Consider the following 12,559-nt stretch of genomic DNA (forward strand, 5'->3'; position numbering starts at 1 on the left):
AAAATGGGAAAAGGAGCTGCAAGGATGGACAAAGCGATATTAGGCCGAACCGGATTACAAGTCACGAAATTAAGCTACGGCGCCATGGAAATTCGCGGCCCGCGCGTATGGAGCGGAAGACCAATCGAGGTCGCCGATGCGGGGCGCATCCTGCATGCCGTGCTGGATGCAGGCATCAACCTGATTGATACCTCTTACGATTATGGCCGCAGCGAGGAATTCATTGGCCGCTTCATCAGCCACCGCCGGGACGAATACATCCTGGCTACGAAATGCGGCTGCTGTATTACAAACCGCGGCGATCATGACGAGACCTCCCATATTTGGACGCGCGATAATCTGCTTCGTAATATCGATACGAGCTTAAAACGCATGAAAACCGACTATGTCGATATCCTGCAGCTGCATGGACCAACGGTGCAGCAAGCCGAGGAAGGCGAGCTGGTTGACGTGCTGAGGGAAATTCAAGCAAGCGGCAAAGCCCGTTACATCGGCGTATCCTCTTACCTTCCGAACCTTCCTCCCTTCGTGGACTGGGGAACGTTTGATACGTTCCAGCTGCCCTACTCCGCTCTGGAACGCGAGCATGAGGAATGGATTTCGAAAGCTGCTGATACGGGAGCCGGCATCATCGTACGAGGCGGCGTTGGCCAAGGCGAACCGGGCATCGGGCGCGGCTCGGAGGATCGCTGGAGCGCATGGGAGCAAGCAAAGCTCGACGATTTATTGGAACATGGCGAGCAGCGTACCGGGTTTCTGCTGCGCTTCACCTTGTCCCACCCTTCCATGACGACAACGATTGTCGGCACCAAGAATCCCGTCCACTTGGCGGAAAATCTCCGCTTCGCCGAGCTTGGCCCGCTTCCTAGCGACGTCTACGAGGAAACGAAGAAACGCCTGGATGCCATCGGTCGGACCGCAATCGCGAATTAAATCATAAACGAGCCTCCGGAATTCAGATTCCGGAGGCTCGTGCTATTTTTATATATGAAGAAGCTTCGACGTCATCCCTTCACCGATCCAGCCGTAACCCTCGAAAGAAGCTTTTCGAGCCGATGGCGAATTGAACGAGCACCGGCAGCGTTCCGATCGACAGTCCAAGGATTTGCGCCGCGAGATCGGTTCTGTACGCCGAACCAAGCGTCGTGATGCCGGGAGGAATCGTGTACATTTCCGGCTTGTTAATGACGATCAGCGGCAGCAAGTAGTTATTCCACGACCAGAGGAAGACAAGCAGAGACAGCGTGGTTACTGCCGGATAAATAAAGGCCAGCACGATCCGGAAGAAGATCCCGAGATCCGAACAGCCGTCGATGTATACGAAGAGGCGGCTGGAGCATTTGTTCGGAAGCCATGCGTCCGTACAGATCGAGAGCGTTGTTGGTGAAGGTACGTGCGTCTCATACGGATTCCTAAGGTGAGTAAATAAACCGAAAGCTTAAATCATTCTTCCGGCTGCTGTCATAACGTACGAAGCCGTAATTCATAGAAATACTGAACGATTGGATGCTTTAGCTTTACCTTCTCGCTCATGTTTAAGAGGCGCTTTTTGCCAACCCGCCTGTCCACCAAAGCCAGAATATTAAATAGGATATCTTTGCTCTCCAAGCTTTCCTCTATAGGGCGGGATAAAAACTTATTAGCTTCCGCTACAAAGTCTGATTTACTTAATGAGGTCTGTGCGGCTAAAAGCTCCTTTGCGTATACGGATACTTTTCTGCCTCTGGCAATAACTTTTAGCCGATCTTCCGGAACTTGTCCTTTTGTATCCTTTCTGACCGCTTCGATTTCTTCGTTGGTAACGGGAATTTGGATATTGGGATCATTCTTAATCTCGAGCTCCGTCTGATACCATCTGATGAATGTTGTTCCGTCATTCATGTTAAATACTTTCTTTTTATCTACAGCGATATAGCTAAGTCCTGCTTTATCGGGTAAATAACGGTAGCTTGTCGCAATATATTCGACCTTCCCCAATAAGGCTGGACAGAGAAAACTCTCCAGTTGTTGCTTCAATTTACTCCAGGACATGTCTTCCTCCCATGTTCGAATCTTAATACCTAATCATACAATAAACAACACAACGTTCATACTAGTTCCATATGTTTGCATGAAAAAGCCAAACGGAATTCTCCCGTTTGGCTTCAAATAATCAATTGCGTTTATGAATTAGTTGTTGCTTTGCAACCATTGGAAATGGAAGCTTCCATCTTGATCCACCCGTTCAAACGTATGGGCACCGAAGTAATCCCGTTGTGCTTGAAGCAGGTTGGCCGGCAGATTTGCCGTCCTGTAGCTGTCATAATAAGCAAGCGCCGAAGAGAATGCCGGAACAGGAATACCCCTGGTTACCGCGATCGCAATGACTTTACGCCACGCTTCCTGGTATTTTTCGATGACGCCGCCGAAATATTCGTCTAAGAATAAGTTGTTCAACGCCGGATCCCTGTCGTATGCGTCTTTGATGTTTTGCAGGAAGCCTGCTCGGATAATGCAGCCTCCGCGGAAAATCATGGCGATGTTGCCATAATTCAAATTCCAACCGTAATGCTCCGAGGCAACCTTCATCTGAGCAAATCCCTGCGCGTAAGAAGCGATTTTACTAGCATACAGAGCTTGTCTTACGGCTTCAATAAATTCATCACGCTCACCTTCGTATTTCTGTGACGCGGGACCGCTCAACTTTTTGCTTGCTGCTAAGCGTTCCTCTTTCATTGCAGAAATGAACCGGGCAAAGACGGATTCCGTTATGATCGAAAGCGGGACGCCGAGATCAAGCGCGCTTTCGCTGGTCCATTTGCCAGTTCCTTTTTGGCCGGCCGAATCCAAGATTACGTCCACCATTGGTTTGCCAGTGTCCGGATCTTTCTTGGAGAAAATATCCGAAGTAATCTCGATTAGATAACTGTCCAGCTCTCCATCGTTCCATTTACTGAAAATGCTATGCAATTCGTCAGCATCCACATTCAGCACGTCTCTGAGCAGATGGTAAGCTTCGCCGATCAGCTGCATATCCCCGTACTCAATGCCGTTATGCACCATTTTGACATAATGGCCGGCGCCGCCCTCCCCGATATAAGTCGAGCAAGCATCGCCGTTCACTTTGGCGGAGATGGCGGTCAGAATCGGCTCTACAAGATCATAGGCATCACGCTGGCCTCCGGGCATGATAGACGGCCCTTTGAGCGCTCCTTCTTCGCCTCCGGAAACCCCTGCCCCAATGAAACGAATGCCTTGAGCCTCCAATTGTTGGTTTCTGCGCTGCGTATCCGGGAAGTGAGCATTACCACCGTCGATAATGATATCTCCAGGACTGAGATGAGGCACTAGCTGATTGATAGTATCATCCGTTGGTGCTCCCGCTTTAACCATAATTAAAATTTTGCGAGGTACCTCCAGAGACTGTACGAATTCTTCGATGCTGTAGGTGCCCGCAAAGTTCTTGCCTGGTGCTTCGGCCAGAAGTTCTTTCGTTTTTTCCGGAGAACGGTTATACAAGGCTACCGTAAAGCCTTTGCTTTCTATATTCAGGGCCAAGTTTTTGCCCATTACGGCTAATCCAACCACGCCGATTTGATTCTTGCTCATTTGTAATCTCCTCCAATATGATGCGAAGTATTTTATTGCTCTTTGATAGCTCCACTATAATATGAAATCAAACCATATACCAAATTAATAAATTTTAGGGTTGGTATAGATGTGGTCTATGACCTAAAACGCGCCGCTAATCCCAATCACCTTAGTGGCATTATGTAGTTAACAAACGTTCTTATCAAAGACTGAAACTCAGAGGAAAAGTCACCGCCGGTCATAAAGCATACTTAACAAACATAAGACCCGCAAGATGGACGATAAGTGTCCATTCTTACGGGTCTTCATTATCATTTAGGTCTATTTTTTCGAACGTTTCTTGGACGATGCTTTAACTTGTTTCCCGCTTTTCACGCTCGACACCATAACATTTTTCTCCGTATGCGTGTAATAGTGCTGATAAACAGGACAACAATGATGTTGCTTCACCGTTTCAATATTTTGAATGACTTTCACAAGCTGTGGGTGGTAGTAGTTTTCGTATTGGATAATTGGAGGATCATAGATCGTTTGCGTTGGACAATCGGGACAAAAATTAGCTTCATTCATACTACCTACATTACCCATGTAATAGTTACGGTTCACTGTAAATTATCCCCTTCCAGGTTTGGATTACAACTCATTGTATTCACAGCGGTGTAATACGGCCTGTACGCTTGACCCGGCAGGCGATAGCCTCCAATGTTTCTGCGGTTTGACAGACGGGATAATTACCGTGTACTGTAACTGCTCTAAAGGTCATTATTAATTCAATTTAAAGGAACGAGTTTTGAAGCATTGGAAATCTGCCCTTTTGTTCATCAGAAAACACCCGACGGACGTAACTAATTCAACACGATTCCAAACCCTATACTCAAAAGAACCACAGAGGCCAGACCTAAGATAACTCCCAGTGCCAACGATTTAAGGGTAAACCAGCGGAATTGCCCCTGCTCTGTTTTATCGATTTTGTGAATGCGGTATAGGATGGCCGCGTTGCCCAATAAGGCAAAGATTAAAACTAGAATAGCTATAATCGTCCAATACCCGGACACCTCCCGAATTTGCATGGGACTGTCATTCCTTATGCGAGTAAAGGTCACCAATTGATTCACTAGCAAGAACGTTAAGGCAAATAGTCTCACAATCCGCCCTTTTCGATCTTGCTTCTTGCCTAACTTATTCCGCTCATATTCCGCAATTTCACGCATAAACCGGGGGCTGTGCATGAAGAGAAGATGCTTCGGAAAAAAGAGGCTCCAAAATTCGAAAAGCAACAAAACCCCATATAAAAAAACGCCTATACGATAAATATCCCTAGGTGACGGTTGTAGAACAAGAAAGAGACCGCCGGATAATGGAATGAGATGCAAAGACAGGCATTGATGAAAATGAGTTGTTTCACGCGCAAGGATTTAAGTCTATTCGAGTCCATGGCTGGCACACTCCTTCCGGTCCATATTACAGCACCGCCATATTTTACCACATAAAGGGATTTTGGGACTAGGAGATTATCGGACCAGATGGAGGGTTAACTGGCGGCTGTCTAACCGGTTTATTGTTTGAGCTACTGCTTTGAATTGAATAATTGAGGAGCTTTTATGGAATGTTGTTACTGTTCCCAGCCTTGCTTCTCACAATCTCACCTATGGAAGTTTCTGCTTCGACATAGGAATGCTACATATTAATCAAAAAGGAGCAGTTGCCATGTTGGCAAACTACTCCCCAATATCTGTTTTCTTAATAATAAATCCTTATTTAAATGCCGAGTAAGGAATAACGAACCTAGGCAAGCCCTGTGCAGCTCCCATTAACTCACCTTCTGTAAAGTAAATGACTACTCCGGTATGGCTCAGGTAAAAGTCGCGATCTGCCTTAATGGTTTTGAAAGGCGTGATCACCTCAAGCTTACGGTCTTTAATTTGTTTTTTGATCTGATCGTTAATGATCGTAACATAATTCGCCTTGCCTTCGGTCACATCCTTTAAGGTGAGTTCATTCCCCGTGTTTAGATCAAACGTGTGAGGAATGAGCGTGTGGAGGTCATGCGCTCCGCCTGAATCGATGCTGTAATAAGTGTAAAGACTAAGCTTTCCTTTTTCGTTGTACGTAACTTCGAAAGCTCCCTTAAGATTGCTGTTGCTGATGGTGTCATACTCGTTATGCTGGCTTGCTAAGGCTATTGTCTTCTCAGCCTCTTGCTTCAACAGCGCATTGATTTTGGTCTGTACTTCCGTATTTCCCATACCAGAAATGACAGGGTAATAAACCAAACGCTTCTTGCCGCCGCTGTTATCGCTTAACGAGTGGGCTTGGATCGTCAACTTGTTCTCGGCAATAACCTTAATGCCGATTTGTTTAGAACCTGATGTGTACGTCACTTCATAACCCATGCGTTCCAATAAAGAGCGTAATGGCAGATATGTCGTATTATCCTGTGTGATTACATGCAAACCATTAATGAGTTGTCCGTTTAAGCTCGCGGTGTCGTTTTTCAGATCCAGCTTCATGGTCCGGCTGTGCCCGGTAACGGTAACCACTTGAGTCGTTTTATCAAAATTTGTTCCTAATCCTAACGCCTTATTCAAGTTTCGCAAAGCAATATAAGTGGAGCCGTCGCTGTTGATGGTACCAATGTTACTCTTAACTCCCTCAATGCTAAAAGATTGATCCGTGATGGTGAATTTCGTTTTGGTTGCAGCCGCAGCTACTTGACCTGCTGGCAGTGACAGGACCAACGGAGAAGCTAATAATGCCGTAGCAAGGGCTAACCCAATTCTTTTTTGTTGTATAAATTTCATATATAACATCCCTTTCGTAGAGGGTATTACCCCTTCAATATAAATTAGTTTACTACTAAACGAGCCTTCAACCTTAAAGGTTTCAAATGACCTAATTGAGCTGCATTTTAATCAGAATAAGGATAACGGTCAGCATCCGTGCTGACGATGGGACCCTTTGTTTTAACCTTATGCTACAACCGGATTACCTGAAATGTAGCATTCTTAACATCGGCCAGCACCTCCATTTGTTCTTACAAGTTGAAGTATAGGAGGTTCCTGTGTCCAACGTGTGTATTTGAAATGGATTTCTGGAGAAAACTAATGACGTCGGAACAATAGCTCAATAAAACCAGCTGTTACTTACTCTTTTGAGTTAAACTGTCCGTTTAACGCAACAAAGCTGCCGACTTAGAATCGACAGCTCCATCACATATCTAATTTTATATTTTGTGGTTATAGGGATCCGCCACTGCGGGTCCTTTTACTTGCTGTTGTTGGCTATGCCTTCACACTATTACATGACGACTGTCTGCAATATCTTGTAAGGAAGATAGGATTCCACAACACATTACCAAAGAGGCAACTGTTGCTGAAGTGAATGCAGACGGCAATCTGATCATCCTGCGTCAGGGCACAAACAATTGGGTCTGTTTTCCCGGTGATGAGAATCTGATTGGCAATCCCCCTATGTGTGCCGACCCCATGGGTTTGGCAACGAATGGGCATCAGCTTACCGATTTGATCTATATTCTCCCATTACCTGTCATAGTTATCTGATGTAAAAACAATATCACCGTCTCCTAACCGAAGAATGACTTTATAATCCCCCTTGTTGAAGCTCTCGATCGTGCTGCCAAACATAAAGGAGGTATTGTCGCTTTCCAAGATCGGTGACGGCAGCAATTCGCGAGGTTTTACAAGAACACCAACAATAGGCTTAATACCATTTCTGTCTTTTTTTCCATAAATCGGTTCTGTTTTTACAAGCAAGGCTTTTCCGTTCGTAAGCTCCATATTTATTTGCCACAAGTCCCCCTCAACGCTCGTGTTATAGATGAGATCTTTCTTGGAGATAGGCGAGCCAATGGCCATAAGGTAAGTAAACAGCGCAAAAACCAGCAGGAGTACTGTTAATCCCGTAACCACTTTCTTCGTTGCTTTTTTTCGCACTTTTTTCAAAAAATCAATTTCCTTCTTATTTACATGTAAATTGGCGTTGTCTATGGAAGTGGACAGTTTAGCAAGTAGCTCACGGCATGCTTCGCATTCCTGTAAGTGTTGCTGGAGGTCATGTTCAGTTTCCGCGCTGAGCAAGCCGTCTATATAACTTGGCAAAAGATCTTGGACAATATGGCATTTGATCATTTATATTACCTCCATCATTTTTTGTTTTGCTCGGTAGAAAGTAACGCGTGCCCAATTTTCACTTTTGCCTAGTATTTCACCTATTTCTGCGAAGGAAAATTCACCGGATATACGCATATGTACTATTTCTCGCATTGGCTCACTCAATTGGTGAATGGCTTTATACAAGTCCATTTTGTTGCTTTGGAACAGGAGGGCTTCTTCCGGCGACCTATTCGGAGAAGGGATTTCTTCGTGCAGCTCTTGGTTTGAATTCCTTTTCCTTTTCCCAAGTTCCTGATACCACGCGTGCTTAGCGATCTGGCAAAGCCAAACGCTTATTTTACAGGAGCCGTTGTAAGTATGAATCGAGTAAACAGCGCGGTAAAATGTTTCCTCCGTTAATTCCTCAGCCAAATCTTCGTCATGAGTGAGGCTAAGTAAATATCGGTAGACGCTATCTGCATAACTTTTGTAGATTTTTTCTATATCCTCCGCCACTTTCTCACTCCCTTCGACTATATATCCAATAAATTGATAGTTCGTTACAATTGAGATAAAATTTTATAATATACGTATCACAAAGTCTTTTTGCATTCCCGCTGATAGAGCCGTTACACTGAACCATACCATAATTAGGCATCTAGTCGATATCATTGGAAGCATCGAGGATAATAGTTTAGAATCTTGCTTAATTTGATTAAATAGTAGGTTCTATGCAAAGAAACCACTCCATTTGTCAGGAGTGGTTTTGTCTTTATATACTACTATGTATATTTTGTGGTCAACTTGATTTCTGGTCCTTTGTCATGTACAAGATCAAATCGTTATCTGCACAAACGTTAACAAATGGCATCACTACTTCATTATGATAAATGAGCCCTCTGCCGTCTGGCACATATCCCCGTTTTGCATACAAACGCTGTGCTGGCCCGTAGTAGTGATGCATTCCCACCCCAACTCCGACCTTGCCGAACTTCTCGAACGCTATCTTTTCAACCGCATCCATTAACCTATTGCCGATACCAAGTCTTTTTAACGGTCCAATGACATTAAAATCATTAATTTCGGGTATCCCTTGATCAACAAAGGGCGGATAATACGAAGTTGAAATAAGATGTAAGCTTCCTGCGAACCGGCCATCGTAAAAAGCTAGCAAGGTTACTTTTTCACCAGACTGATTTTCTTCCCAGCATTTCATGATGTCATCCACCTGCCGTTCAATCCCGTTATGCTGAAAGACTTGATGTATGGTCTCAATGTCATTGACTGTCATTTGTCGAATTTGTATGTTATACGATTAACTGCTCTCTACTTCAATTAAAGCCAGCAACGGATCACTGATCTGCTGCCGGCTTATTGTTGTGAACTATCGTTCTTTATTTATTACCAAGCTGCTCCGCCAAACCAATTAGAAGTCCTTCGCTTCCGCGAATGTAGCAGAGCTTATACGAGTTCTCGTACTGAACTACTTCGCCAACGAGCTGAGCGCCATGCTTAAGAAGTCTGGATACCAATTCCTCAATGTCTTCAACGGTAAACATGACGCGGAGATAACCGAGGGCATTTACAGGAGCAGTTCGGTGATCTGCTATCGTAGGTGGGTTGAGAAATCGCGATAGTTCAAGCCGGCTGTGACCATCTGGGGTAACCATCATAGCAATCTCTACATTCTGTGTACCGAGCCCGGTTACGCGACCAGCCCATTCACCTTCGACTGCAGCTCTCCCTTCGAGCTTCAAGCCAATCTCCTCAAAAAAAGAAATTGCTTTATCAAGAGATTCTACAACGATGCCAACATTGTCCATTCTTAGTACTTTGTTTTTTTCCATAGTTTTCATCTCCTTATATAAACAAAAATCTTGTCACCGTTCATGATAACAAAGATAAACCTTATACTTTAACAATTCGGAGTTACGATATTATCTCCTGCCTATTATTTGTCTCGATCTCCAACCATGACTTTAGTCCTATTTAATTTTTGCAAACACTTACATTATGAAAGTACTCGTGATATACTACCCCTATAAAAATTTACAAATAAAGGGGGATATTTTTGAGTCACAGCATCCTTTTAGACAACACGAGGTTTACATTAAAGCTGGATAATGAACTGACAAACGCTGCTGCCAACATTTTATATTCCATTAGAGGATGCGAAGTTTTACAAGTCTGTTATGAACCATCTAACGTTGGTCCCATCATTGACGAAACACCAAGAGAGTTTTTTGGTTTGATCGATTTTCGAATCATAAGTAACAATTTGAGTCTGGAAAGGATCCTGGAGATTTTAAACCAAGAACTCCTCACCTCATTTGAATAAAACGATTAATAAGATAAAACGCCAGTTTAAGACAATTGTCTTAAACTGGCGTTTTTTTTGTATTATATAAAAACATCATTTCTTTCGAGGCTCCTCCAACTCTTCTGATCAACTAATAAAGAACATGAATAGTGATCATTTGGGTACAGGGCACCTTAATGATCACTAAAAGAATAACTTCACTTTTTTTATACTACTAAAGAGGTTTGGGTTTACTTTCGAGATCGTCAAGTAGTACCGCTGCCAATGCCCTGATAATAATAACCAATTTCTCGCATCCGCTTAGCATCCATCATATTGCGCCCGTCAAAGAAGTTGGGTTGCCCGAGGAACGCCTTTGCTTTCTTCCAATCCAGCTGTCCGAACTCGGGCCATTCCGTGCATAGTATAATCGCATCCGCGCCTCTTAATGCTTCTTCGGCCGACGTACAGACCTTCACCGCCTTGTAGGAAGCGTGCGCCGGTAAAGCCGCAATGGGATCAAACAATTGAACGTTGGCCTGTTCGAGCAACAATTGATCAATGATCCGTATAGCCGGCGCTTCCCGAATATCGTCTGTATCCGGCTTGAACGCAAGCCCCAGTATCGTAATGGTTTTGTCCGCGAAGCCCGTGAGCCGCGACCGGGCCTTGTCGAGCAAATAGGCGTATTGCGTGCGGTTGACTTCTATGACTCCCTCCAAGATACGAAGATTTACATGATGCTTTCTCGAAGTCATAACCAATTCAGAGACATCCTTAGGAAAACAGGAACCTCCGTACCCCAGGCCGGCTTGCAGAAAACTTGACCCGATCCGAGGATCAAGGCCCATCCCTTCGGCAATCTCCTTTACGTTGACCTCCAGCTCGTCACAGAGTCTCGCAAGCTCGTTCATATACGATATTTTAGTTGCGAGAAACGAATTGGATGCATATTTGATAAGCTCTGCGGTCCTCGGCGTGGTTACAATCCAAGGGCACGCAAAAGAATAGTACAGCTTCTGAAGCTGCTCCGTTGCCCGCTGGCTATCGGTACCGATCACGATACGGTCGGGCCGCAAAGCGTCTTCGACGGCTTTGCCTTCTCTCAGAAATTCGGGATTGGAAGCAACATCGAAGGGATAGGTCAATTGCTGCGCCGCTTCTATCCACTTTTTGATCTGCTCCTGCGTTCCGACGGGTACGGTGCTTTTGGTGACGACAAGTTTATAGCCTTTCATGGAACGCCCGATATCCTCGGCGGCTTGCCCAATATAGCGCAGGTCTGCGCTTCCATCCGGCAGCGATGGCGTTCCGACGCAAAGGAAAATAACGTCGTGTTCTTCGATGGCGGTTTTTTTATCCGTCGTAAACTGCAAGCGGCCGCTTCGTACATGCTTGGCAATCAGGTCTTCAAGGCCAGGTTCATGAAAATGCAAGCGTCCCTGCCTCAGCCGTTCGATTTTGCCCGCATCGATATCAAGTCCGGTTACCTGCCAGCCGATCTCGGCAAAAACCATTGCGGTCGTGGCCCCTACATAGCCCGTACCGATAATCAGAATTTTCAAGGCTCCTTCACCTCTTTATCAATCAGTCCCCCAGCGACAATGGAATGTTCACCGATAATGACATTTTTAATAGGAAATGGGAGATCTTTCATATGAACCCCATTCAAAATGATGCTATTCTCGATATGACAGTTTTCTATCCTGGAGCCCGCACCCACCGAAACGTAAGGGCCGATCCGGCAATCCTTCAGCACGCAGTCCTTATCGATCGATACCGGCTCTACGATTGTGCAGCGCTCCATCCGGACAGAGTCGTGCACCCGTTTCTGTAATGCCTCCGCGTTCAGCAATTTCCGATTAGCCAGCAGCCAACGATCCTTCGTACCGACGTCAATGTTTAATTGGTCCGTAACATGGTAAGCGACGACATGCCGCTGCTCGATTAACCACTGAATCGCATCCGTTATTTCGTACTCGCCCCGTTTAGAGGGAGTAATTTCGTTAACGGCGCCAAAGATCTCATTCGTAAACGCGTAGCCTCCTATTACCGCTAAATTAGACTTCGGATGCTCCGGTTTCTCTTCCAGGCCTACGATACGCGAATCTTGGATCTCCGCTATGCCGTAATCCTGTGGTTCTGCAACTTCCGCGAGCAATAAGGACGCTTGTACACCGCCAAGCTCGACATCGTTCTTCAGATCGGATAGCGGAGCGGAAATCAAATTATCCCCCAGAAGAAGCAGGAATGCTTCGCCTGATATATAGCCTTCCGCTTGTTTCAGCGCATTCGCGATCCCCTTGGGCTCTTGCTGGTAGATGTACGTAATCGCGATTCCCAATGCTTCTCCTTCGCCGAATCGCCCGCGAATGTCGGCTTCTTGGGTGGGATGAATAACTATGCCGATACGATCTATTCCAAGCTCCAATAATTTCATGATTGATAATTGCAACAGGGGCGTATTTGCGACAGGTATAAGCGTCTTTGGCCGATTATTGGTAAACGGATATAAACGGCTTCCTTTTCCTGCGCAGAGAATCAATCCCTTCAACGGCTTCTCACCTCTTTCTATCAA

12 protein-coding genes are annotated in these 12,559 nt (G+C 45.3%); 1 reads left to right on the top strand and 11 read right to left on the bottom strand.

Annotated features, from left to right (window positions below):
• Positions 1-24: 24 nt before the first annotated feature.
• A complete protein-coding gene (locus M3194_RS04775) occupies positions 25-933 on the top strand; it encodes an aldo/keto reductase (RefSeq protein ID WP_251651940.1) in 909 nt (302 codons plus the stop codon).
• A gap of 79 nt (positions 934-1,012) precedes the next feature.
• Here M3194_RS04775 and M3194_RS04780 read toward each other — a convergent pair whose 3' ends face one another.
• From M3194_RS04780 to M3194_RS04830, 11 genes are all read right to left on the bottom strand, one after another.
• Positions 1,013-1,276 carry an ABC transporter permease family protein gene (locus M3194_RS04780; protein ID WP_251651942.1) on the bottom strand — a complete coding sequence of 88 codons (264 nt, stop codon included), beginning with the start codon at positions 1,274-1,276 and terminating at the stop codon, positions 1,013-1,015.
• Positions 1,277-1,461: 185 nt separating this feature from the next.
• Positions 1,462-2,031 (bottom strand): SF0329 family protein, encoded by a 570-nt coding sequence (locus M3194_RS04785; protein WP_251651944.1) that lies wholly within the window; start codon positions 2,029-2,031, stop codon positions 1,462-1,464.
• Positions 2,032-2,169: 138 nt separating this feature from the next.
• Positions 2,170-3,588 carry an NADP-dependent phosphogluconate dehydrogenase gene (gene gndA, locus M3194_RS04790; protein WP_251651946.1) on the bottom strand — a complete coding sequence of 473 codons (1,419 nt, stop codon included), beginning with the start codon at positions 3,586-3,588 and terminating at the stop codon, positions 2,170-2,172.
• Positions 3,589-3,891: 303 nt separating this feature from the next.
• Entirely contained in the window at positions 3,892-4,176 is a 285-nt protein-coding gene (locus M3194_RS04795) for a hypothetical protein (RefSeq protein ID WP_251651948.1), read from the bottom strand.
• Between the two features lie 1,148 nt (positions 4,177-5,324).
• Positions 5,325-6,371, bottom strand: a complete 1,047-nt coding sequence (locus M3194_RS04800) for a stalk domain-containing protein (protein ID WP_251651950.1) — start codon at positions 6,369-6,371, stop codon at positions 5,325-5,327.
• A gap of 738 nt (positions 6,372-7,109) precedes the next feature.
• Positions 7,110-7,718, bottom strand: coding sequence for a zf-HC2 domain-containing protein (locus M3194_RS04805; protein WP_251651951.1), 609 nt, complete (start codon positions 7,716-7,718; stop codon positions 7,110-7,112).
• Positions 7,719-8,198 (bottom strand): RNA polymerase sigma factor, encoded by a 480-nt coding sequence (locus tag M3194_RS04810; protein ID WP_251651953.1) that lies wholly within the window; start codon positions 8,196-8,198, stop codon positions 7,719-7,721.
• 283 nt (positions 8,199-8,481) lie between these two features.
• Complete coding sequence (locus M3194_RS04815) at positions 8,482-8,898, bottom strand: GNAT family N-acetyltransferase (protein ID WP_251651955.1); 417 nt, start codon at positions 8,896-8,898, stop codon at positions 8,482-8,484.
• Positions 8,899-9,076: 178 nt separating this feature from the next.
• Positions 9,077-9,529: a VOC family protein gene (locus M3194_RS04820; RefSeq protein WP_251651957.1), complete on the bottom strand. Its 453-nt coding sequence runs from the start codon at positions 9,527-9,529 to the stop codon at positions 9,077-9,079.
• 718 nt (positions 9,530-10,247) lie between these two features.
• A complete protein-coding gene (locus M3194_RS04825; RefSeq protein ID WP_251651959.1) occupies positions 10,248-11,546 on the bottom strand; it encodes a UDP-glucose dehydrogenase family protein in 1,299 nt (432 codons plus the stop codon).
• Entirely contained in the window at positions 11,543-12,559 is a 1,017-nt protein-coding gene (locus M3194_RS04830) for a sugar phosphate nucleotidyltransferase (protein WP_311289586.1), read from the bottom strand. The genes M3194_RS04825 and M3194_RS04830 overlap by 4 nt, the downstream gene beginning before the upstream one ends.

This window comes from Paenibacillus glycanilyticus (genome assembly GCF_023715145.1).
In the GTDB taxonomy this organism is placed as follows: Bacteria; Bacillota; Bacilli; order Paenibacillales; family Paenibacillaceae; genus Pristimantibacillus; species Pristimantibacillus glycanilyticus_A.